We start from the raw sequence: 22,206 nt of genomic DNA, 5'->3' as shown, positions 1-22,206 counted from the left end.
TAATCGTTTATTAACTCAATATTTTCCCAAGGAAAACTTAGACATGGTACTATTAACGCTAACATAGCTATACTTAATTATTTGAAAAGACATAAATAATAACTGTTATAAGTGATAAAGGATTGAATATAGTTTTATGCATCCAGAAGGCAAGGTAGAGAATTCAAAGCCACTAGTATGTGAATTTTGTAAAAGTGATTCTGTTATTTTTGATAATGTATCTTTTGAATATGTATGCTCATCGTGCGGTTGTGTATCTAGTCAGGACCCGAATTCTGACTCTATGGCAAGCTTTAGGAATAATTCAGGGTATAACGACAGAACTAGAACAGGCATGCCTGAATCACTTGCAATTCATAACAAGGGGCTTTCTACATTAATTGGAATCGGGGACACTGATGCAAGAGGGAAAGCCTTAGATTCTTCTCAAAAAAATAATATCCAAAGATTAAGAACTTGGAATAACAGAGCTCAACTTAATGACTCTGTTTCTAGGAATTTAGAAAAAGCGTTAAAACTCTTGAATAATTTTGGAGATAAATTATACTTAAGTCAAGCGGTCATAGAAGGAGCTGCCTACATATACAGAAAGGCAGCAATCAAGAAATTAGCCAAGGGACGTTCAACACTGGGGTTAGTAGGGGCAGCTTTATATGCAGCATGCAGAGAAACAGCTACTCCTAAAACCATTACAGATATCGCAACAGCTTGTAATATAACCACCAAAGATATCATGTCTCATTATAAATTAATTTTAAAGGAACTTTCTCTGCAGATGCCAGTTTTGCATGGACCTGATTATGTTACGCTGATATGTAACCGCCTGCAACTAAGCGAAAAGACCAAGAGAGAAGCTCTTCGGATATTCTCACTAGTACAGCAAAACAGAATTTCAATAGGTAAAAATCCTAGGGCTCTGGCAGGATCCATAATTTATCTTGCTTCCCAGAATTGTAATGAATTTTTAAGACAAGTCGAAATATGCCAAGTTGCAGAGATTTCAACTGTATCATTAAGAAAACGATGTAAAGAAATAAAGTCGAAGACGGAGCTCTAAACGGGTATAGAAATAATTAAAATACATCCTCAACCCCATGAACAAATTTTTTAATATCGGCAGTTAAGTTCAGAGATTCTATTTGTTTTTTTGAAATTTGCAAATAAGCGGATTCAAATTTAGGATATGGATCTTTGGATGAAAAAAGTGTCAGCACCTTATTCTCGTGATTGAATTTGTAACCCATACATGGTTCATGACCTCTTATTATCAACTTGGTATTAGTATGATTGAGCCAATTCTTTGTGATATTGATTCCAAAGTATTTACCTAGGCCCCTATTTGAGGCCTGCCAATTTCTATCGGTAAATTCCCTAGGATCATTCCAAAGGAACTCTTCTAACAATTCTTCGTCTGATTTCATGTCAGACAATCTGAATTTATAGTTTTTAAAAAATTCCACATCTTCTATGATTGGTAACCCTCCATGCACTAAAAGTCCAAATCCATTTATTTCGCAAATACTAGAGAGGGAATCAAAAAATGGTATTATTGTATTAGAATAAAGAGTTTGGGCAGAACTACCAAATTTTTTATGGAGATCACTGAGAAAATCAAAGGCCGAAAATGGGAATCGATGATAAGCTTCATGATTACCTCTTAACATGAACATATTATTAGGAAATTGAGATTTTATACTACACAGGGAAAGCAGAACTTCCAGGGAATATTTTCCTCTATCTACATAATCACCCAAGAAAATTAGGATGTTTGACTCGGTCTCTAGATACTCTTTATAGGTAATCTTATTCATTATTTTTTTCAAAGAAGTAAAATCACCGTGCAAGTCTCCAATCACAACTAAATTATCTGGTATTTGAAAATTGAGATAGTCACCTGAACTCATACCAATGTCTGAAATGAATCCTTGAAGATTTTGATCATTGTGAATTAAAGTTATCTTTTCGAATAACTTTCTGCTCTCCTCAAATGTATAATCGAAAGATGTTAGCAAACTATCCATTTGTTAATTTCATCACTGATAAAATTAAATTTATTGACGCACGAGGACCATATATGATCAAAGAACAGGACGCCATTCGACAAACAATTGTGATCTTTCGACTATAGTTTCAAACAGTGTAATATCATCATCCAAAAGTCTTATCAAAACGTTTTTTCCAACCAAGTTCATTTTTACAATAATACCTTTCACCATGAGTTGGTGATTTAAGTTCTGTTTGGAGTTATTGACAATGATCACATTCTTGGCAAAGTTATCTTGCAATATTTTTAAGATAGATTCATTTTCTATAAGAGACCACAAATTAGCCGCATTTAAGATATTAAGGATTTTTGTTTCGTCTTGTTTGGGTAAAGAATTGTAAAGTTTTGGATCATTGCTTGTCTTTGAGTTTACACTTAATTGTTTTATTTTTTCAAAAACAATCCCGTTCTCACGGCCATGAAAATTTTCCATATCAGATTGGTCCCTATGGATTCCGTAAGAGCTTGAAAAATCAATTTCTTGGGTTATTAGTTTGTTGGTAACTTTATCCTTAGACAAGTGATAATTCAATATCCGCGCACAAGAATACCTGAAACCCAGGCCGAAATTATTTAACATCATTTTGTGATCGGTCTTGTCCATCCAAAAACAGAGCGGTTTTAATAACAATGATATCAACAGTTCATTACTAATCTCATTTTCTACAAAAATTATAATAAAACTATTCTTCATAAAAAGTTCCCTTAATTCAAATTTGTCAACTTTCCTGGCCTTTGACTGTTTTGACCCCTCAGTAGATAGATTTGACCTCTCATGAAATGGTTTTATTTTTTCAAATGATGAAAACAAGTTTAGATCCCTAACTAGGTCAGATGTATAAAATACTCCTTCATACAACGAATATGAGTAACTACTACACCTAATTGGTAGCCCCCTGAGTTTATTGATTGTCATTAGTCTGTTGTTAGTAGATTCAGATATACTATTATTCAAAGTAATAACTCCATCAACAATCGAATCTAATATTCCTAGATCGAATGTTTCGCTTAGAAAGATTAATTTAGCACCTGCTCGCTCCCTCCAGATCTGCAACACTCTCTCATTATTTAATCGAGATTCTCGGTCCATAAAAGATGCAATAGTGTCCCATGTATCGATTATTATGACCGGAGATTTTACATCCATTAATTGATTAGTGATTCTTTCAAATAATGATTCAGGTTCATCTAGCCGGGCATCTTCAAATCTATAGCCAGATTTGTTCTCATCCTTGGAGAAAAATTTTTCGACCCAAGGATAGTACAATAATAATTGTTTCAAAGACAAACGAGTTGAAATATAAAAGTAGTTACTATCATCGTTAAGATTATCTAATAAAGTTAGTGCAAGGGTAGTTTTACCAGTTCCAGGGTTGCCTTTGATGAGTAACGAATAGGAATCGTTTTTGACAAATTTAAGGAGCTCCCTTGGAAAATGACCCACTGGATTTCTCTTTCTCCGTCTGGGTTTTTCGACGTCCGTATTATTGATGTTATTGTTATCATCATTGGCAGAATTTCTGTTGCTCTCGGACATTCCTTGATAGATTTAAACTAAGATATTCTATTAACAATTCTAAACTATCAACTATAAAAAATTAGTATATAAATACTTACCAAGGGTTCATATTTTTTTGAAATCGAATAGAATCGATCAGTCCTTCAGCGTACCCCACGCTCAATATAGCTAGTTCAAGTTTTCCTTGGTTGTAAAAATCTTGTGCGTCGAGTAAGTAGTTTTCGGCATTTTCAATGACTGGGGCAAAGTCCTTTGAAAGCCCGGACGTAGCTGTTCTTATAAGCTGATACATGTTATCAACGGCGATTTTTGTATTTGGGATGTATTTGTCCAACATACGGTATGCTAACCGGGAGAGACGCATGGTATTATCAGTTGGCTCATCAAACATTGTAGTAAGATATTTGATTGAATCTATTTCGGTAAAATGTAGTCTTCCTGGAATAATAATCGAATTGGGTCCACCTCTATAATCCAACTTTAATAGTGACTTTATTGTGCCGGAATTAAAAGTTGATTCCTTTTGTCCTATTTTGCTTGCTACCATTCCATATGAATCATCAGAAAAATTCAGTAGTTTCATTTCTTTTTCTCTTTCTAGTAAGAGTTCTATTACCCTACCGGGAGGCAAAAAAAATGGATCAGAACTTGATTGAAAATTGTTTATTCCATCATCATTGTTATATTCGGTAAGAATCAAGGTATGCAGCCCAAGGCACATGTTTTCATAGATTGTGTTATAGACAGTAATTGAAGACATTGGATCGTCCATCATGGTGACCATTTTCCCAAATTTGTAAGGTTGAAGACCAGATTCTCCCATTAGTGACAAGATTCCAGAGGAAGAATGAACAACTTTAAAATCTATGGATAATTTTCTGGCCCTTACAAGTAGCTCGTTGTATGTGGTTGCTACTAAAGGGTCACCGTAGACTAGAACACAAACCTGGGATTTTCGAGCATTATCAAGGATCTCTCTTCCGTCTTCAATAAACCATCTCTTAATGAACTTAATTTTGGTATTGATTATCGATTTTGATGCGTTTGTATTTTGTAATTTATCAGGTAGACTCTCAATAAATTCATCTGAAATAAATCCTGTAAATCTCTCAACATATACAATATCACTATTTCTTAGTATTTCGATTGATCCTAGTGGTAAGGATTCGAACTCATTGATACCGATGCCAATTATATACAACATTTTATGATATTAATTCATCTTAGTAATTATTCTAATTTATATCAATATATGATGCACATTGTGAATCATCCTATGAGTTTACTGTATTAGATTTTTCTTGAAGATTTTTGTGAAGCCTTGCCATGTGTAATAACGCCCCTTTGTATATTTCTATACCAGTCAAGTAGTCGGGAACAAAGAGTTTTTCATCAACTGTGTGAGATGAATGAGGGTCACCAGGACCATAAGTAACAACAGGAATATTTAAAATATTTCCCAGAATATTCATGTCACCTGTACCAGTTTTCTTTAACAACAACGGTCTTTTTTTTCTTTGATCCAAGATAGATAAAACCAGTGCCCGTACTAACGGAGAAGACACTTTTGCTTGAAAGGGTTCGGTTTTATCCTCAACCCGGTATTTGATCTTTACTCCATGAATGAAATCTTTAATCTCGTTTATACGTACATCAATCAGTTCTAATACTTTGTCACAAGATAAATTCGGTGGAATACGTATATCTATGGTTATCCTACATTTTTGCGGAGTTACATTATGACTTGTGCCTCCGTTTATTTCCGTAACGCTATAGCTTATTTGGTCTGCCTTATTTTTTGCGTTTGCAATTTCCGGCTTCAGAAATACACTTTTCAATTCATTCCATACATTGTATAATTCATCAATTGCGTTTAGTGATAACCAAGGAGCACTCGCGTGTGCACTGTTATCAACATCACACATAAGGCGAATTTCTAAGCGACCTTTGTACGATATAGTGATATTTTCTATTCCGCTTGGTTCCCCAAATATGGCATAGTCAGGATTTAATGTAGTGTCTTTTACCAAATTTTTTATTCCGGTAGCATTGCCTTCTTCGTCTACTACAGCAGCGAAAATAATTGTCCCAGCTTGTTTTGGAATGTCCGCAGCTGCTAATAACATTGAAACTAAAGGAGCCTTTGCATCGGAAGCACCACGTCCATACAAATAATCACCCTCGAGTCTTACAGGTACAATCCCAGGGACAGTATCCATGTGACCACACAAGAGAATTATCGGTTCTCCGTTACCTCTGACTGCAACCATGTTTCCAACGCTATCAATATTTGCCGTTTCAAATCCTAAATCCATACAAATATCTTTCAAGAAATTGGCCAACTGGGATTCTGATCGTGATGGAGTATAAATTTCTAAAGTATTTTTTAGTAATTCTATAGCAAAATTTGGGGAGACCATTTTATAGATACTTATTTCTTGAGAATATTAGTCATATAGTCCACAATTAACCCGGGTATGTCAACTCCGGTTACTCTCACAGTATTCTTGAATTCCGTGGTATTATTAACTTCGTGAACAACTAATCCATATTTTTCGCTTTCCATCAGGTCTACTCCTACTATGTCACCCTTAAAAATTTTTGAAGACTTCATACAAATTTCTTCTAACTCTGTAGTAATGGGACAAGGCGAAGCGTGACCCCCTAAGGCCATATTTGTCTTCCATTCATTAGTTCCAGAATAACGGTAGATTGCGGCCACAACTTCATCACCAATTACGATAGCACGAATATCCCTAGGTGGTCTCTTAATGAATTCTTCGAAATAATTAATGTGGTAAATAGGAAACATATGTTCTCTATCTTCCAGCACCGCCTTAGCCGCTTCCTCATCGTTTAATAGTCCGATTAATCGGCCCCAACTTCCCACAGTGGGCTTTATGACTACGGGATACCCAAATTTTTTGATGCCCTCAATAGCGGAACCAGCATTAAAAGCGCACATAGCGTTTGGTGTCTGTATTCCATTTCTCTGAAGTTCTATATGTGAAATCAACTTATTTCCGCACATGAAAGATGTATACAACGAATTAATCATTCTAGCACCTAATCCTTCTAGTCCTCCAGTTGAATGCAAACTTCTAAAATAGCTTATGCATCGTTGTAAAATCACTTTATCCTTAAATTTTTTTGTATCTTCATTTAGAAAAAGTACAAGGTCTTTGCAATCAATGGATTTTACGTTTATTCCTGTCTGTTTTGCTTTTTCAATAATAGATTTCTCTTCCCAACGGATATTGTCAAAAAGGATATAGAGAGAAGATGCATCTTCCTCTATATTTATTGTCCCCAATCTTCTCCAACTACTTGTGCAGGTTTTATACTAAATTCGTCACCAGATTTTACCAGTTCAAAACTTTCTCCGCAATCAGGACAGGTAACGATTTCACCTTGCATCGAGTCAGAGGGTATTGGAATTTCCGCATCACATTCCTTACAATTAACTTTTGCCATTTTTTTAATCCTTATTATTTTTGACATAATCCTCATTAAGTATTTTTCTCTCCAATTTTTCGTCCAAAAATAATTCCAATATATCACCCATCCTTAACTCTTTCAATCCTTTGGCCAAAGACTCTGCATTTTCTTTGTTCGAATCCAAACCTAAAAGTGACAACAAGTAAGCAGAACCATTCTTTCCTGATAACTCCCCAAATACTATTTTACGGCGATTCCCTACTTGTTTAGGTTCAATAATTTCATAAGCTGAGGGATTTCTCAATATTGCTGCCAAGTGGGTTCCAGCCTTATGTTTATAGGCGCTATCTCCAACCAAAGGTTTTGATTCATGGATTGGAATTCCAGTGTAGTCTGATATGGTTCTAGACAGGTCCTTTAATAAGTGCAGCCTGAAACTGTTATTGGATTTATAAATCAAGTTTAATGCAACGGCAGTTTCAGCTAACGTAGGAATTCCGGTCCGTTCACCAAGCCCATCTATGGTTGTGTGGATCTGGTCAGCTCCTCCGTCACACCCGGATAACGCATTGGAAAGTGCCAAACCGACGTCATTATGACAATGCACATCTAAAGAAGTTTTAGAACTGTCAATATTATCGTACACCATTTTAACTAAGTTATACATTCCTTGTGGTCTCATAATTCCGACCGTATCTGGAATACTAATTCTTTCTATTCCTCTCTGATTCATTTCTTTACACATTTCCAATAAAAATTCAGGATCCGTTCTGCTCGCATCTTCCATAGTAAAGCGAGATTTTAGGCCATGAGACTTGATATGATCCACCACTTCGAGTGCCCTCTGTTTTGCCTCTTCTCTCGATATCCGGAGCTTTGCTAACAAGTGAATATCCGAAATACCCATGTAGGTTGCAACCCAATTAGTATCACAATCTAATGCTCTATCTACATCAGATTTTATAGCTCTTACATGCGCTACAATGTCAGCTCTTAAACCTTGTTTCATGATAATTTTTGTTGCTTCATGATGATCAGGTGAAACTATTGGACTAATTTCAATCTGGTCTACCCCAAAGGAGTCCAACATCCAGGCTATTTGGATTCTTTGTTTATTGGAAAAGGATACACCTGGATGCTGTTCACCTTCTCTAAGTGTAGAGTCCAGAATTCTAATTTTTTTCTTATCCTTCTCAGAATTATTATACTGATGAGCAAAGTAGTTAGGGTCATCTGTTTTTAGTGACATTAGATGTATAATACTACTATAATCGATTATTTAATGTATGTTTTCGTTAAAAATTAGATCAAATCAACTATATATTGGCTCCTTCTAAAGCAATACAGTGATTAGGATTTACCATTCATTTCATTGAATAAACAAGTAACCAACAACGGCGTTGATACAAGGTTGGAAACTTAAATTTAGTTCAAACTTCCCAAAGTTCTCAAGATTATTACCGTATTAGTATCAGATACGCCATCAATTTTCCGAATTTCATCGATATATGAGTTTATTTCTAATATAGTAGGTGCTACTATTATGGTTGCTATATCATATTGACCTGTTATCTCGTATACGATTTCCACACCTTTGAGTTTTAATAATTGATCAGACACCTTAGACGTATCAGCTACAGAACTTACAGAAATTAGCGTTATGGCACTGGTCTTATTGGAAGGGCCCATATCGATTGTAAATTTTCGGATTATACCGGTATCCTGTAAGTTTTTTACCCTACGACGAACCGCAGATTCAGACATTCCTATAGAATTCGCGATCTCAACAAACGACTTTCGTGAATCACTTTTCAGTATTCCTATTATTTTTTCATCTATACTATTCAGATTATCAACCAAATCGTCTCTTCTCCTCGTTATATATTAGCTTTTCAATTAGTTCCAGAGACTTGTTCACTTCTTCTTCTTTCATGACTATTGGAGGTAGCAATCTTAAAATGTTTCTACCTGAATAAAGCAACAATATACCGTTTTTGATACCATCAAGAAGAATGTCCTTTACATCAAACCTCATTTCTACCCCAAGCATCATTCCTAGTCCTCTGACCTCTCGAACAATCTTATATTTTTCTTTGATTTTTAATAAGCCGGACTTAAAAATACGACCCATTGATTCTGAATTTGAGACGAGATTATCCTCAGTTAAAGAATCTATAGTTGCAGAGCCTGCCGCGCAGGCTAAAGGGTTTCCAGCAAATGTAGAGGAATGTTCTCCAACCTTTAGACAGTCTAAAATTTCAGAACGCATGACCGTAAGTCCCATCGGAACACCACCTGCAATACCTTTCGCCAAGCACATTATATCTGGTTCAACATTCCAATGTTGCCCCGCCCACATTTTGCCAGTTCTCCCTAATCCAGACTGGATTTCATCAAAAATAAGGACCAAGTCATTTTCATTACAAATATTTCTAATATCCTTTAGAAAATCGGGTGGAGGCATAATGATACCAGTTTCGCCTTGAATAGGTTCCACTATTACAGTCCCTATCTTGTTATTTGTCTTTGTCACAATCTCTGAAATTGTGTTTGATTCAGAGTATGGAATGAATTGTATATTGTCCAACAAGGGCAAAAACGACTTTCTATATTTCTCATTATAAGTTACAGATAAAGATCCAAAAGTCTTTCCATGGTAACTGCCATTCAAAGCCAAAACGCCAGGCTTACCAGTATATTTCCTAGAAAATTTTAAAGCAGCCTCTACAGATTCAGTCCCACTATTTGTGAAAAAGGTTTTTTGCAGATTTATTGGAGCTATTTTGGAGAATTTCTCAAGAAAGTTAAGTCGGACGTTATTATAAACAGACATGTGACATGTAATTAATTCCCGAGCCTGAGTAGTAATTGCCTTAATGACCCGATCATTACAATGGCCTACCAGGGCTACTCCATAGCCACCCATACAGTCAAGGTATTCTTTGTTATTGGTATCCCAAACTTTGCATCCTTTTCCTTTTGAGATAGTAACAGGGAATCTCTGATACAAATCCCCGACAAAGGACTCTTCACTCTCTACACCTTGCATCATGAGATCACTGTGCAATTCTTGCTTTCAAGAGCAGACATTATAGGATTTTGTACTGAACCAGAGGCTATTATAGCTTTTTTTACGCCCATAGCCAAGGCCTCTGTACAAGCAAGCACTTTTTTTTCCATCCCTGGCCCAATTTGTGGCATCATGCTTTTTGCCTCCTCCAGAGAAAGACTAGGTATCAAATGATCATCCATCAATAGCCCATTTACGTTGGTAATGAAGATTACCACATCAGATTGGAGGGCTCCAGCTACATTAGCCGCTGCCCGATCGCCGTCTACGTTCAGAAATTCAAACTCATCGCTAATGGCTATAGGGGAAATGACAGGCACGTAATCGTTTTCTAACAAGCAATTAATCAACTTAGGATTTACTGTTGAAACTTTACCAGTGTATCCCCCTTCTATTAACATTTTTCTACCTTTTTCATTAAGTATCATCAATTTCTTTTTTCGATCTGCCTTAATCATTTCCCCGTCAATACCAGTTATCCCTACAGAAGATATACCTTTACTTTGCAGCATCCCAGTAATGTTCTTACTGATCTTACCCGACATAACCATAGTGTAAATCATTGCAGTCTCTTTATCGGTATACCTACTACGCTTACCTGCGGGGGACATTATGAATTTCTGTTCCTTCCCCATGCTGTTTGCTATACTAGTAACGTCTTTTCCGCCCCCATGAACTATTACAACTTTTTGTTTTTTTACCAAATCATTAAAGTCTTCAAAGATAGTAGGGTTCAATCCCTCCACTATACTACCTCCTATTTTGATTACAATCATACTGGAGTAACTGGAGTGAATTTTAGCCCTGTCATTTCATCAAACCCTGACATTACGTTAAGGTTTTGAATTGCAGAGCCGGCTGCACCTTTCATTAAATTGTCAGAAGCAGACATTGCTACGATTCGTTTATTGTCCTCGTCCAAGTCGAACCCGACATCGCAAAAATTAGATGCTATTACAAATTTCGGATCTGGGAATTTGTATATTCCATTCTTGTCTCTTATCAATCTCACGAATGACTCATTATTATATGAATTTCTATACATTTTCCAAAGTTCCAACTCACTTAGATCCTTCTTCAAAAATGCATGGTTTGTAGTCAATATCCCCCTAACCATATTAACAGCATGAGGAGTCATGCTTACATGAATTTTCTTCCCACCGAGCAAACTTAATTCTTGCTCTATTTCTCCAGTGTGACGATGTTTAGCAGGTTTGTAAGGACGAATAACGCCATAGCGCATGGCATGATGTGTAGCAGAGTTGGCTTGCCCCCCTGCACCTGATGAACCGATCTTACTATCTACTACAAGGTGGTCGGTATCTATCACATCGTTCTCAACTAACGGTTTTAATGCAAGTAGAGAAGTAACGGCCATGCATCCAGGACAAGAGACTAACTTTGCATTTTTTATTTGTTCGCGATGAAATTCGGGAACTCCATAAACAGAATTTGCCAACATTTCAGGATATGGATGTTCCCACCCATACCATTTGACATAATCCTCTGGACTCTTTAATCTAAAATCTGCAGAAAGGTCAATTATCTTAATACCTCTCTTAAATAGTTCAACAACAATTTTATTAGATTTCCCATGAGGAACAGAAACAAAAACTAAGTCACATGTGTCAGTTAATTTGTCAATATTAAGCTCTGAAAATGTTAAATTAATAAAACTTTTTAAACTTGGATGAATCCTGTGAACATATTCACCTACTCTCTGTCTTGATGTAACCATCGATACATCGACTTTGGGGTGAGTTACCAGTAGCCTAAGCAACTCTCCACCCACGAAACCGGAAGCGCCTATAACTCCAATTTTCATTTAGAATTCCTCAATGTATATCCATTTACCTCTCTTTCAGATAAAAAGTATGTATCGATAATGAATTTCATAAATAATAAATCGTTCAATAATCCTCATTTAAATTTTTTGTCGATTATAGTTTTTTCTATTTCTTACCACGATCTTTTACATATTCAATTATCATATCGGCAATATCAATTCCAGTAGCCAGGCTTGCTCCCCTAAACTCGACGGTATTATTTATTTCATGCACTACTAGTCCCCGTTTTTCATCCTCCATCATGTCTATGCCTAGAACTCCTGCCCCTACCGCCCTAGCAGCCTTTAGAGCTAACTCCTCTAACTCGGATGTTACTTCAATTAATTCAGCCTTACCACCTTTGGCTACATTGGTCCGCCATTCATCATCAGATGAATATCTATATACTGCTGCAATCAATTTTTCACCCACTACTATACAACGAATATCTCTTGGTGGCCTATGAATCAATTCCTGAAAATAGAAAATACTTGAGAACGGACTAGTACTTTCTTGTCTCATTTCTACAATTATCTTTCCTATTTCTTTATTCCGCACAGGGAATACACCTCGTCCCCAAGAGCCAATGACTGGTTTGAATACTAATGGATTCTGTTCAAGGTCTATTGTACTTATAAAGTTAAATGCAGAATCAGAATTAAATGAGAAATAAGATTTAGGAGTAGGGATGTCGTTTTTCTTTAGGATCATTGAGGTTAATAATTTGTTACCACATATCTCCCCGATTCTTGAACTATTTATTACATTATAGCCACACAGCTCTAAGCAATAGGTTAGAAATTGTCCCCGAAAGTGACTTATGCTACGCTGCAAAAGTACATCTCCGAATTCAAATTCATTTGAATCCAAATCATCAGTATCAATAATGATATTTCTTGAATCGACTAACCTCACGTCAATTCCCTTTTTAACTGCAGTATTATAGAGAGCCTTTTCTTCAAATCTTAATTTATCAAAAAGGATATCTAATTTTGCCATTTTTACTCCTTATTTTCCATGATTTTTGAATTAGCAGCAGTAGATTGTAAGCCCCAAAGTGCGACAAAACCTTTCGCCAACGTTTGATCATAATTAGAATTAGACAAATAAGTTACTGTGTCATTGCTATATAGCGAAAACATTGATTTTCTTCCTACAACACGATAGGATCCGTTATGCATTTTAACCTTTATTTCACCGTTTACTCTTTGTTGTGTTTTCTCGACAAACGCATTCAAATCAGATAATAGCGGGTCCAACCATAATCCTGAATATGATAACCATGCCCACTGTTCATCGACTAATAGTTTGAAACGGAGTTCGGAGTTAGTCAACACCAATTTTTCAAGGTCCTTATGGGCTTCTATTAATACCAGTGCAGCAGGAGCCTCATATACTTCACGTGATTTTATGCCCACTACTCTATCCTCAATATGGTCAATTATGCCAACTCCATGTGATCCAGCAATACTATTGAGGTCATCGATTAGCTTTTCGAGATCCATTTTTTGACTGTTCAAAGAAATAGGTATCCCTTTTTCGAATCCGATCGTTATATATTCAGTAGAGGTATTGTCCTGCTGAACGTACTTTAGAGAATCACTAGAAGGTTCGTTCTCCAAATTCTCCAAGAGGCCTCCTTCAATGGCCCGACCCCAAAGATTTTCATCAATACTATATTTCTTTGCTATTTCGCTTATTTTAATTCCATTCTCATTTGCATATTTTAATTCCTTATCCCTTGTAAGGTTCATATCTCTAATTGGAGCAATTATATTCAAACTAGGATCCAAAGATCTAATTGTAAGATCAAATCTCACTTGATCGTTACCCTTACCTGTGCACCCATGGGAAATAGACGTTGCATTAAATTTTTTTGCCATATCGACAGCTTTACTAGCAATTAGCGGTCGAGCTAACGCGGTTGCAAGTGGATATTTTTGTTGATATAGGGCGTTTGCCTTAATTGCTGGAGTAACGTAGTTTTGGATGAATTCTTTTTTTGAGTCTACATAAATGTGTTCTATAGCACCCAATTCTGATGAAATTTTTTTGATTTCGTCAAAGTCATCATTTTGACCTACGTCAACAGTAAGCGTAATAACATCGAGTTTATGAAGATTCTGCAAATATTTTACACAAACAGATGTATCTAATCCGCCAGAAAAAGCCAGAATTACTTTACTCATTAAACACGGGTCCGTAGTATAATTAATAATTTAATCTTTGTGAAACAAAAAAGGAGAAAAGGTTTATCAAAAGATTTGTTAATCCATTAAAATAAGTTATACTCCTATTTCCTTGGCTAATCTTATTATTTTCTTTCCTTCTTTTGTCAATTTATTGTAAGTTTTGTTTTTAACGTTACTTCGTTCAACTAGTCCCTTTTCCTCTGCTTTTATGAGTAATTTATGACCATACCCATAAGCGCCCAATTTCTTTAATAAGTCTCTTGTTGAATACTCTTTTTCCCCTATAGTTTTTATCAATTTCACTAAAGCTCTTTCTTCGATCATTATTTTTATTAAATTTGCGTCACGCATGACAGTAAAGTGATATTAAGGTTATTTATTGGTTACTTTTTTTGGCAACAAATATCGATATTAATCACAGAATAGTATGATCATTGGAAAAAAATAACAGTAACAAAACAGGAGATCCAACTCTTTTTACCAGAGAAAACAAGACTGCAGCTCAGAATCTTGAGGTCGTAGAGGTATTAGCAGGAAATAATGGGAAACAAAAATTTTTAACCCTCGTAGAATTCAAGTTGAGTATGAAGATCACTGTTTCAGCAATAAAAGCAGACATTGGAGGAATCGGAGGACACACCAGACCGAGTGATAGATTGGTTCAGACTGTTAAAGATTTTGTGATTAAAAATGGAAAAGGAATTTTGATTGATAGTTATATAGGCTACACAGGCGATGATATCCACATTGTGATGACTCATACGCTTGGGACTGACAACAAAGAAATTCACAAACTCGCCTGGGAAGCATTTACCGAGGGGACAAAAATTGCTAAGGAACAGGGATTATACGGCGCAGGGCAGGATTTACTTAAAGACTCTTTCTCTGGAAATGTAAAAGGAATGGGTCCGGGAGTTGCTGAAATAGAAATGGAAGAAAGACCTAGCGAAGTATTTTGTGTATTTGCTGCAGACAAGACTGAACCAGGGGCCTATAATTTTCCCTTTTGGAGAATGTTTGTCGACGCAAGAAGCAATACAGGACTGATTATTAACGAGGAGCTGGCCGAGGGTGTAATATTTAGGATCATGGATGTAATGTCAGGCAAAATTGCCGATCTTAAACTATGGAACGATAAACCAGAGTTAGAGGCCGCTTTGATGTATCCAGGCAGATTCGTAGTTCATTCTGTGCTAACTCACCAGCGCGAACAGATTGTCTCTTGTTCTACCGACAGGCTTCACAATATAGCAGGAACTTATGTGGGAAAAGATGATCCTATAGCAATCGTAAGAACCCAAAAGAATTTTCCCGCCACAGAAGAAGCAGGTAGTGCTTTTAATGATCCTCACATAGTAGCAGGCAACACTAGGGGTAGCCATCACATGCCATTCATGCCGGTTGCGTTAAATTCCGCAGCTAGTTTGAATTACTCCATTCCCATAGTTTCCTGCTTGTTGTTTAGCATGCATAACGGCAAGCTTACTGGTCCTCATGATGGATTCGGGACAGCAGATTGGGAATATCAACGCAGATTGGCATCTGAGCGGGCAACGGTATTAAGAGTTCAGGGATTTATCCACCCAGCGACTCTTGTACCTGATGAATTAGAATATAATAAAGGATATGAGGCTAGAATGGCTAAATTGAATGAAAAATTCAAATAAACCTACGACAGGCGCAATGTCCGAAAGAAAGGGGCCACTCATAATCAATTTGAAAAACTACTTGGAGATTTCTGGCGACAAGGCATTATCCCTTACAAGAGAAGCTGAAAGGGTTAGCGAGCGGACGGATATTGAAATAATCCTTTCGCCACCTCTACCCCTTTTAGCATGGATTACAAAAAATACAAAATTAAGTGTAATTGCACAGCATGTAGATACACAACAACCAGGGCCAAGTACTGGCTTTTCAATTCCAGAGATTGTTAAAGGTGCAGGAGGAGTTGGGTCACTAATTAATCATAGCGAGCATCCAGTAAACCAAGAGATCATAAAAGATTTAGTTCCCAGATTGCGTTCGTTGGGTCTCTTAAGCATCGTTTGTGCCAAAAACTTGCCTGAGCTAAAAAACATTACTTCTATGTGTCCAGATTATGTAGCTATAGAGCCCCCAGAACTGATCGGAACTACAAAATCTATTGCTACAGAAAAACCTTCCTTAATTTCTGATTCTTTTCAACACTTAAAATTGGTTGCAAGTCAGTCCAAATTGATTTGCGGAGCCGGAATTAATTCTTCTGAAGACATAAGAATTGCAATCAAATTGGGCTCAAAAGGGATCCTCGCAGCTAGTAGCGTGGTAAAGTCAAAAAATTGGTACGAAAAAATTAATGAATTGGCATCACAATTTTGAAAGTAATATTCTCACGACAAAAAAATTCTTTTTAAATGATTCTAGCCAAAACATTGTGACCAATGTATAAGAAGTACGACTTATCGGATATCCAGAAAAGAGTAATAGATCTCTTACAAAATAATAATCCTATGTCTAGTAGTGAAATTTCGCATAAACTTGGAACTAATCGTATTACAATGTCTAAATATCTTGATATTTTATATTTCCAAAAAATCCTAAACAAAAAAAAAATCGGCTCCGTAAACTTCTGGTTTTTAGACCCCGGGATAATCAATTTAGATTTAAAAGATGAAAATTTCCTTGAGATTCAGCAAAAGCTCATTGAATCTCTAATCAATGGTCAAAAGGAAATCACAGACAACATAATTCTTAGTCTGATCAACCGTAATATCAATTTGAGAAAAATTTTTACAGATGTTAGTTTTCCGGTTTTGAATACCATCCTCGAGTTGTTTAACAGAGGAAAAATAGGTAAAACCGAAAAAATTCATTTACTTACCAATCTTACAGACTCATTTAGATTATTGAGAAACACTATCAATACAAATAATAGTCATGAACGAAAGGTCAGTAACGCCTTACTTGCAATAGTATCAGGAGATGACGAATCTTTACCGATCTGCATCATGATTGACATACTGACTAGGCGAGAGGGACTGAATCCTACAGTGATAGGGAATGTTGAAAATTTAATTGATCCCTTTTTTGATATTGATTTTCAGCGTTATATCAACAAATTATCTAAAAGAGCGAAGGGGAAAACTAGTATCATAGTTGTTTCACATAACGAAACGGCCATTAGATTTTTACACTCGGCTCTTGTTAATATGGATGTCAAGCAAAAATATCAAATCATTGTATTCTCTAATAAGTTAATGAAGGAAAAATTAGAAAAATCGGTATCTAGTCCGATTTATTCAGACATTGAACAATTCTTAAGCGAGCTAGAAATGATTAACACTATTTAGATATCTTTATGCATACTGCGCCTTAATTTTTTCAATTACTTTCTCGTGTTCAGGACTCTTCCTACGAGCATATCTTTCCATAGCATTTAGAGGTACACCACCTAGTGTCCTAGCGAGTGATGCAAAAAAGAATTTCTTGATGGGGTCATTTTGACCTACTTTATGCATGAATTTATGAATGGCATATTTAAAGTTGTGTTGCCACGTTTTATACATTACTCCCAATTTTGCTGGATCCATTGTGTTTCCTATGTCAAAGAAGTCGGACTTTTCTAATAGACCAATCGGGACAAAAGTCAATGGTGTTACGGTAAATTTGGAATCAGGTTGTTCTTTCTCTAATTGATGGATTAGCTGGATAGTTTCCCAGCTATCATCAGCAGTCTCGTTGTTATCTAATCCCATGATCAGAGTGAATGCAGGTACCCAGTAGTTTTCGTTCAAGGTTTTTACACCTTCTTTTACTACCCAATGCCATTCAGATGGCCTAAATGGGGCTAACTTTCTATCAGCGTATTTACCAATTAGTCTTATGCTCCCCGTTTCGAATCCACACTGCACACCAATATGATTAGTAGGACCCGATTTTATTATCCGCGAAAGATTAGGGATTAGTTTTTCGTCTGCAATGGCTCCAGCTAAAGTCCCGTGTGTAGGGTTAGTATGTTCTACTCCTGTTTCCATAATTCCTTTGAAGAGTTCTTCTATTGCTTCCCTATTGGGTTGCATATTCTTGGTTGTCCTGGGATTTAGCCCATAAACAAAAATATCATCGCTATGAATCCAAGCATTTTTTAATCCACCATATTTCATATTTACTCGGATTTCATTCTGTACTTTTTCTACTGGATAATAACGTAAGGGTCGAAGTGTAACATCGCAAAATTTGCACCCTCTACCACATCCCCTCATTACCTCAACCATCCCGTGCATACTTGGGTTGACTATGTCAGGAATTTCATCCACTTTTGGTTCTCTAGAATAATGAAGAAACCTACCATGATATTTCCTGCCGTTTCTATCAAATTCTTTAACTTCAACTTTAAACTCAGATTTCTTGAATGGATTAGCGGTTTCTAACTCGTTATTGATTACAGCATCAAAAAACCTTCCTCCTACTCCATCGAGTTCAGGTCCAATACCTCCTAAATCTCCCTCTACGATTGCGTATAATCCATACTCTTCAATTTTGGCTGGGTCATAATTATACTGCCAAGTTCCGGAGGCCCCTACCACAACTTTGGCCTTGCTTCCATTCTTTTGTTTGGCAGCATTAATTCGATGATGGAGATCACGATTATAAAATTCAGCGTATGACATTTGTTTTCTGCCATAAGTAAATGTCATTGTAACAGGGCCCATTCCCAGGGGGTCCATTTCATAAGTACCTACGAATTCAGTTTGTGGCCCAATAAACTTATCAATATGATCGGGATGAGCAACAACTACATCATCTCTAGAATACCCGTCCCTCAGTAAGGCGGCTTCAAGTTTTCTCAAGCCATAGGGAGCGAAGTCAGCCAATCCGTTTGAATTAGCAATAGGATTACAAATAAAATCAAAAAGCAATTTAGGAGTTACTTGATTTCCTAATATTTTATACCAAATAGAATCATGACTACGATTTGGATCCAGTGCAGGAGCACATCCAAAAAATGATGCGAGTGAAATTCCTCGATATGGAGACATTAATGTTCTATCAGCAGTAAGAACAACCTTTGGGTACTTCATATTATTTGTTATCTCAAAGTGTAGGAAACAAAAAAGATAATTAAAGTTTTCTTATTTAAAAATCAAAAAATTGTCAACTATATACCAAATACTAGATTATTTCTTTGCACCTAGGGTTCTATTCTTTAATCGCATTTGGCTGCCATGACACTTTCTACATCTAGTTCCGCCTATTGGATTTTTTGCTCCGCAATCAAAACAGATTTTGAAAAACAATCGGCGCTTTTGTGCAATACTTCTTTTCGTTACATCGGTAATTGGCATAATAATTTTTTTATAACCTATTCACATTTTTATCTTTCTATTCTGCGAACTTGAATCCCCTCATAAAATTTATAAATTATCCGATTGCGGTTATTTAGTGGCTGATTACTTTGAAGTTGACAGGCTAGCTGAAGATGTAGCCAAAATTTATGCCTCACAATTAGCTGTCTCATGGTTAAAGGTTAACAATAACAAGAAACCCTCGAAAGAGGAATTTAGAGATCTGGTTATCGAGTTTATGAGTCAATTCGATTTTTCACTTGGCAAATTCCCAAATACAGAAGAGGGAATTAAGTTTAAAGAATATGCCAAGAGTCTATTGAAGATTGAAATCGATAAAGTTCGCGAAGGGAAGAATAAAGAAGTAGAGAAGAGATACAAATATTACGCAGAATATAGTTAAATTGTGACTTTAGTCAGCATGGGAAACATTTTATATATAATGTTTCTTAAATATAACACTGAGAGATAGTGATAGATAATAACAAACAATTCTTGTCTCAACAATTATTGTGGATTGGTATATCCTTAGGAATAAGTCTTGCAATCTCGTTCTTGCTCCCGTTTCCGTTATCTTTACCGGTAATAATAGTAGTTTTCATTTTGCTTAGTTATTACATTAGAAATAGAGCCATGAAGAAGATGGGGATGGCAGGCTCTGTATTTGGAGGAAATGGCAGCTCCGTTAGCTATTATTGTATGAGTTGCGGAACAAAACATAATCAGTCTTCATGTCCAAAATGCGGATCAAAAATGAAGAGAGTAGGCTCGTAATTAGAACAGAATAAAGTAATGGATAAGATCCAACGACTAGAGAAAATTAGAGAATTAAAAGAATTTGTGGATCAGATTAACAATGAATCTACCAAAAATTCGTTAATTTTGGTAGAAGGTAAAAGAGATTTGGAGGCATTATCATATTTGGGCTGTTCTGGGAACATACAAGCATATCATAATTACAAAAATATTGTCGATTTGGCGGACAATTTTAGAGTTAAATACAAGAAGTTAATTTTGCTTTTAGATTTGGACGATACTGGTAGAATAATGACGAGAAAAATTTCTTATTTATTAAATCAAAGATATATTGATAATTATTACAGAAATAAGATAATTAGAATCACACAAGGGAAAATAAGGACAATTGAAGAGTTAAGATCATTTTATAATAGTATGCTATGAAATTAAAAAAAAGTTAAGAGATTTTTGAATAATTTCAAGGTCTACCAGATATTTATTATATAACCGTTTAAAGGTGTAAACAAAGGCTGAAAAATTTTAAAACAAAAAACTTAATCAAGGTAAGACATTATAGTTATGATAATCAGTGAAATATGATAAATAAAATTAATAATGAAGTTATAAAAATGCCAAATACTGGTATTGTAAAATATCATGTCAAGCTAAAATTTGATGTCGATGGGCTAGTGGAGAAGGCAGATATTATTGGAGCAATATTTGGCCAAACTGAGGGTCTTTTAGGTCCAGAGATGAACTTGAATGAATTACAAAAGGTTTCGAAAGTCGGCAGAATTGAGGTAAACGTTGATACAAAATCCAACTCAGCACGTGGAGATGCGTTGATTCCTATGAGTACTGATATATCTACTGCAGCGTTAATAGCGGCGGCTATTGAAAGTATCGATAAAGTGGGACCTTTCCAGGCAAAATTTTCATTGGTGGGGATTGATGATATTAGAGCAATAAAGAAAAAAGTAATAGTAGACAGGGCCAAGAAAATTGTTCAAGAATGGGCTACTAAAACGATTAGTGAAGGAGAAGAAATGCTGAAGGATGTCTACGATGCGAGCAAACCAGGCAGACTGACAACATTTGGAAAGGCGCAATTAGCATGTGGTGTTGGCGTTTTTGACAGCGATTGGATAATACTCGTTGAAGGTCGGGCAGATGTTATTAATCTCCTAAGAGCAGGATACGATAATTCAATAGCGATAGAAGGTGCAAAAATTGATGAAACCATATTAAAATTGACCCAGGGTAAGAGAACTATCGCATTTATAGACGGCGATCGGGCGGGAGATTTGATACTAAAGGAATTGCAAGGGTTAGTAGATATAGAAAAAGTATACAGAGCTCCTCCGGGCAGAGAGGTAGAAGAGTGTACTCCACTGGAGATTTCAGAAATATTAAAGGACGTTGAACAATTTATTAATGATAAAATCAACGATACCAACACCATCCCATCTAACGTACAACAAATTAGGAATCATCACAGAATTGATCATAGCCAAAATCAATCAAACAATCAAGACCAAAATAGCTCGATTACATATAATAGAAATTTAACTAATCAAAGTTTAAACAAACACAATAATTATGACAATAGCGACCAAAAACAAAGTCCAGATAACATGATTTCTAAAGAAGACGAAGAAGTCATCTCCATTGTGAAGAAAGTGTTTCAAGAGATAAATGAAACTTTAGAAGCAATGGTTTTTGACAAGTCAATGAAAAGAATAGTCAAAATTCCTATTTCTGAAATAATGAAAAAAATATCTGAATTAAAAGACGGAAATTTGTTGATACTTGACGGCATAGTAACTCCAAGGCTCGTTGAAGCCGCTAATAAATCAGGTATAAGGTACATTATAGGCCATAGAACCAGTAATTTGAAAAGGACAAACCCAGATGTTCGTGTTCAAACATTTTCGGATATGGGGTTAATTAGTCAACCTATTAGTAGCAGATAATTGCTTATGATGGTTAGGGATCATTCCCACTTCAACTATTATCATTTTTTAGTTATGATTCATTTACTGTCAAATGGGGGTA

At 35.9% G+C, this 22,206-nt stretch carries 24 protein-coding genes; 8 read left to right on the top strand and 16 right to left on the bottom strand.

Annotated features, from left to right (window positions below; genetic code table 11):
* Positions 1 to 136: 136 nt before the first annotated feature.
* Positions 137 to 1,057 (top strand): transcription initiation factor IIB, encoded by a 921-nt coding sequence (locus NMY3_RS09775; protein WP_196815692.1) that lies wholly within the window; start codon positions 137 to 139, stop codon positions 1,055 to 1,057.
* 16 nt (positions 1,058 to 1,073) lie between these two features.
* Here the strand turns inward: NMY3_RS09775 and NMY3_RS09770 are convergent, their stop codons facing one another.
* From NMY3_RS09770 to NMY3_RS09705, 14 genes are all read right to left on the bottom strand, one after another.
* Positions 1,074 to 2,021: a metallophosphoesterase family protein gene (locus NMY3_RS09770; RefSeq protein WP_196815691.1), complete on the bottom strand. Its 948-nt coding sequence runs from the start codon at positions 2,019 to 2,021 to the stop codon at positions 1,074 to 1,076.
* A gap of 57 nt (positions 2,022 to 2,078) precedes the next feature.
* Complete coding sequence (locus NMY3_RS09765; RefSeq protein ID WP_196815690.1) at positions 2,079 to 3,581, bottom strand: RAD55 family ATPase; 1,503 nt, start codon at positions 3,579 to 3,581, stop codon at positions 2,079 to 2,081.
* Between the two features lie 76 nt (positions 3,582 to 3,657).
* A complete protein-coding gene (dph5, locus tag NMY3_RS09760; protein WP_196815689.1) occupies positions 3,658 to 4,767 on the bottom strand; it encodes a diphthine synthase in 1,110 nt (369 codons plus the stop codon).
* A gap of 70 nt (positions 4,768 to 4,837) precedes the next feature.
* Positions 4,838 to 5,983: a M20/M25/M40 family metallo-hydrolase gene (locus NMY3_RS09755; RefSeq protein WP_196815688.1), complete on the bottom strand. Its 1,146-nt coding sequence runs from the start codon at positions 5,981 to 5,983 to the stop codon at positions 4,838 to 4,840.
* An 11-nt stretch (positions 5,984 to 5,994) separates the two neighbouring features.
* Entirely contained in the window at positions 5,995 to 6,876 is an 882-nt protein-coding gene (gene lysX, locus NMY3_RS09750; protein WP_196815687.1) for a lysine biosynthesis protein LysX, read from the bottom strand.
* Positions 6,864 to 7,037, bottom strand: a complete 174-nt coding sequence (lysW/argW, locus tag NMY3_RS09745; RefSeq protein WP_196815686.1) for an alpha-aminoadipate/glutamate carrier protein LysW — start codon at positions 7,035 to 7,037, stop codon at positions 6,864 to 6,866. The genes lysX (NMY3_RS09750) and lysW/argW overlap by 13 nt, the downstream gene beginning before the upstream one ends.
* A 4-nt stretch (positions 7,038 to 7,041) precedes the next feature.
* A complete protein-coding gene (locus NMY3_RS09740) occupies positions 7,042 to 8,250 on the bottom strand; it encodes a LeuA family protein (RefSeq protein WP_196815685.1) in 1,209 nt (402 codons plus the stop codon).
* Between the two features lie 176 nt (positions 8,251 to 8,426).
* Positions 8,427 to 8,861, bottom strand: coding sequence for an Lrp/AsnC family transcriptional regulator (locus NMY3_RS09735; RefSeq protein ID WP_231099993.1), 435 nt, complete (start codon positions 8,859 to 8,861; stop codon positions 8,427 to 8,429).
* Positions 8,854 to 10,050: an aminotransferase class III-fold pyridoxal phosphate-dependent enzyme gene (locus NMY3_RS09730; RefSeq protein WP_196818531.1), complete on the bottom strand. Its 1,197-nt coding sequence runs from the start codon at positions 10,048 to 10,050 to the stop codon at positions 8,854 to 8,856. The genes NMY3_RS09735 and NMY3_RS09730 overlap by 8 nt, the downstream gene beginning before the upstream one ends.
* Positions 10,050 to 10,847, bottom strand: coding sequence for a [LysW]-aminoadipate/[LysW]-glutamate kinase (locus NMY3_RS09725; protein ID WP_196815684.1), 798 nt, complete (start codon positions 10,845 to 10,847; stop codon positions 10,050 to 10,052). Before NMY3_RS09725 ends, NMY3_RS09730 begins: the two co-directional genes overlap by 1 nt.
* Positions 10,844 to 11,896: an N-acetyl-gamma-glutamyl-phosphate reductase gene (gene argC / locus NMY3_RS09720; protein WP_196815683.1), complete on the bottom strand. Its 1,053-nt coding sequence runs from the start codon at positions 11,894 to 11,896 to the stop codon at positions 10,844 to 10,846. The genes NMY3_RS09725 and argC overlap by 4 nt, the downstream gene beginning before the upstream one ends.
* Positions 11,897 to 12,023: 127 nt before the next feature.
* Positions 12,024 to 12,896, bottom strand: a complete 873-nt coding sequence (gene lysX / locus NMY3_RS09715) for a lysine biosynthesis protein LysX (RefSeq protein ID WP_196815682.1) — start codon at positions 12,894 to 12,896, stop codon at positions 12,024 to 12,026.
* Between the two features lie 2 nt (positions 12,897 to 12,898).
* Positions 12,899 to 14,086, bottom strand: a complete 1,188-nt coding sequence (locus NMY3_RS09710; protein ID WP_196815681.1) for an argininosuccinate synthase — start codon at positions 14,084 to 14,086, stop codon at positions 12,899 to 12,901.
* Positions 14,087 to 14,182: 96 nt separating this feature from the next.
* On the bottom strand, positions 14,183 to 14,440 hold the full coding sequence (locus NMY3_RS09705; protein ID WP_196815680.1) for a hypothetical protein: 258 nt from the start codon (positions 14,438 to 14,440) through the stop codon (positions 14,183 to 14,185).
* 233 nt (positions 14,441 to 14,673) lie between these two features.
* On the opposite strand from NMY3_RS09705, the gene NMY3_RS09700 reads away from it, so the two are divergent.
* The 3 genes from NMY3_RS09700 (at position 14,674) to NMY3_RS09690 (ending at position 17,418) form a co-directional block, all read left to right on the top strand.
* A complete protein-coding gene (locus NMY3_RS09700) occupies positions 14,674 to 15,756 on the top strand; it encodes a fructose-1,6-bisphosphatase (RefSeq protein WP_196818530.1) in 1,083 nt (360 codons plus the stop codon).
* Positions 15,740 to 16,447 (top strand): triose-phosphate isomerase, encoded by a 708-nt coding sequence (locus NMY3_RS09695; RefSeq protein WP_231099989.1) that lies wholly within the window; start codon positions 15,740 to 15,742, stop codon positions 16,445 to 16,447. The genes NMY3_RS09700 and NMY3_RS09695 overlap by 17 nt, the downstream gene beginning before the upstream one ends.
* 62 nt (positions 16,448 to 16,509) lie before the next feature.
* Entirely contained in the window at positions 16,510 to 17,418 is a 909-nt protein-coding gene (locus NMY3_RS09690) for a hypothetical protein (RefSeq protein ID WP_196815679.1), read from the top strand.
* Between the two features lie 6 nt (positions 17,419 to 17,424).
* Here NMY3_RS09690 and NMY3_RS09685 read toward each other — a convergent pair whose 3' ends face one another.
* Entirely contained in the window at positions 17,425 to 19,149 is a 1,725-nt protein-coding gene (locus NMY3_RS09685) for a B12-binding domain-containing radical SAM protein (RefSeq protein ID WP_196815678.1), read from the bottom strand.
* A 96-nt stretch (positions 19,150 to 19,245) separates the two neighbouring features.
* Positions 19,246 to 19,413 (bottom strand): 50S ribosomal protein L40e, encoded by a 168-nt coding sequence (locus NMY3_RS09680; protein ID WP_196815677.1) that lies wholly within the window; start codon positions 19,411 to 19,413, stop codon positions 19,246 to 19,248.
* Positions 19,414 to 19,510: 97 nt separating this feature from the next.
* Here NMY3_RS09680 and NMY3_RS09675 point away from each other — a divergent pair, with 97 nt between their 5' ends.
* The 4 genes from NMY3_RS09675 (at position 19,511) to dnaG (ending at position 22,124) form a co-directional block, all read left to right on the top strand.
* Positions 19,511 to 19,816 carry a hypothetical protein gene (locus tag NMY3_RS09675; protein ID WP_196815676.1) on the top strand — a complete coding sequence of 102 codons (306 nt, stop codon included), beginning with the start codon at positions 19,511 to 19,513 and terminating at the stop codon, positions 19,814 to 19,816.
* Positions 19,817 to 19,884: 68 nt separating this feature from the next.
* Positions 19,885 to 20,187, top strand: coding sequence for a hypothetical protein (locus NMY3_RS09670; RefSeq protein ID WP_144730046.1), 303 nt, complete (start codon positions 19,885 to 19,887; stop codon positions 20,185 to 20,187).
* Positions 20,188 to 20,205: 18 nt separating this feature from the next.
* The gene (locus NMY3_RS09665; protein WP_196815675.1) at positions 20,206 to 20,595 is read left to right on the top strand and encodes a toprim domain-containing protein; all 390 of its coding nucleotides are present in this window, start codon (positions 20,206 to 20,208) and stop codon (positions 20,593 to 20,595) included.
* Between the two features lie 185 nt (positions 20,596 to 20,780).
* Positions 20,781 to 22,124 carry a DNA primase DnaG gene (dnaG, locus tag NMY3_RS09660; RefSeq protein ID WP_196818528.1) on the top strand — a complete coding sequence of 448 codons (1,344 nt, stop codon included), beginning with the start codon at positions 20,781 to 20,783 and terminating at the stop codon, positions 22,122 to 22,124.
* Positions 22,125 to 22,206 lie beyond the last annotated feature (82 nt).

Origin of the sequence: Candidatus Nitrosocosmicus oleophilus, assembly GCF_000802205.1 — an archaeon.
GTDB classification, from domain to species: domain Archaea; phylum Thermoproteota; class Nitrososphaeria; order Nitrososphaerales; family Nitrososphaeraceae; genus Nitrosocosmicus; species Nitrosocosmicus oleophilus.
This window is presented reverse-complemented; position numbering and strand designations above follow the sequence as displayed.

Coding starts and splice junctions, on each gene's coding strand:
- dph5 (WP_196815689.1), bottom strand. CDS start 4,767: ATGTTGTATATAATTGGCATCGGTATCAATGAGTTCGAATCCTTACCA.
- NMY3_RS09685 (WP_196815678.1), bottom strand. CDS start 19,149: ATGAAGTACCCAAAGGTTGTTCTTACTGCTGATAGAACATTAATGTCT.
- lysX (WP_196815682.1), bottom strand. CDS start 12,896: ATGGCAAAATTAGATATCCTTTTTGATAAATTAAGATTTGAAGAAAAG.
- NMY3_RS09700 (WP_196818530.1), top strand. CDS start 14,674: ATGAAGATCACTGTTTCAGCAATAAAAGCAGACATTGGAGGAATCGGA.
- NMY3_RS09695 (WP_231099989.1), top strand. CDS start 15,740: ATGAAAAATTCAAATAAACCTACGACAGGCGCAATGTCCGAAAGAAAG.
- NMY3_RS09730 (WP_196818531.1), bottom strand. CDS start 10,050: ATGCAAGGTGTAGAGAGTGAAGAGTCCTTTGTCGGGGATTTGTATCAG.
- NMY3_RS09770 (WP_196815691.1), bottom strand. CDS start 2,021: ATGGATAGTTTGCTAACATCTTTCGATTATACATTTGAGGAGAGCAGA.
- NMY3_RS09665 (WP_196815675.1), top strand. CDS start 20,206: ATGGATAAGATCCAACGACTAGAGAAAATTAGAGAATTAAAAGAATTT.
- NMY3_RS09775 (WP_196815692.1), top strand. CDS start 137: ATGCATCCAGAAGGCAAGGTAGAGAATTCAAAGCCACTAGTATGTGAA.
- argC (WP_196815683.1), bottom strand. CDS start 11,896: ATGAAAATTGGAGTTATAGGCGCTTCCGGTTTCGTGGGTGGAGAGTTG.
- NMY3_RS09680 (WP_196815677.1), bottom strand. CDS start 19,413: ATGCCAATTACCGATGTAACGAAAAGAAGTATTGCACAAAAGCGCCGA.
- NMY3_RS09740 (WP_196815685.1), bottom strand. CDS start 8,250: ATGTCACTAAAAACAGATGACCCTAACTACTTTGCTCATCAGTATAAT.
- dnaG (WP_196818528.1), top strand. CDS start 20,781: ATGCCAAATACTGGTATTGTAAAATATCATGTCAAGCTAAAATTTGAT.
- NMY3_RS09705 (WP_196815680.1), bottom strand. CDS start 14,440: ATGCGTGACGCAAATTTAATAAAAATAATGATCGAAGAAAGAGCTTTA.
- NMY3_RS09765 (WP_196815690.1), bottom strand. CDS start 3,581: ATGTCCGAGAGCAACAGAAATTCTGCCAATGATGATAACAATAACATC.
- NMY3_RS09755 (WP_196815688.1), bottom strand. CDS start 5,983: ATGGTCTCCCCAAATTTTGCTATAGAATTACTAAAAAATACTTTAGAA.
- NMY3_RS09710 (WP_196815681.1), bottom strand. CDS start 14,086: ATGAGTAAAGTAATTCTGGCTTTTTCTGGCGGATTAGATACATCTGTT.
- lysW/argW (WP_196815686.1), bottom strand. CDS start 7,037: ATGGCAAAAGTTAATTGTAAGGAATGTGATGCGGAAATTCCAATACCC.
- NMY3_RS09690 (WP_196815679.1), top strand. CDS start 16,510: ATGTATAAGAAGTACGACTTATCGGATATCCAGAAAAGAGTAATAGAT.
- NMY3_RS09725 (WP_196815684.1), bottom strand. CDS start 10,847: ATGATTGTAATCAAAATAGGAGGTAGTATAGTGGAGGGATTGAACCCT.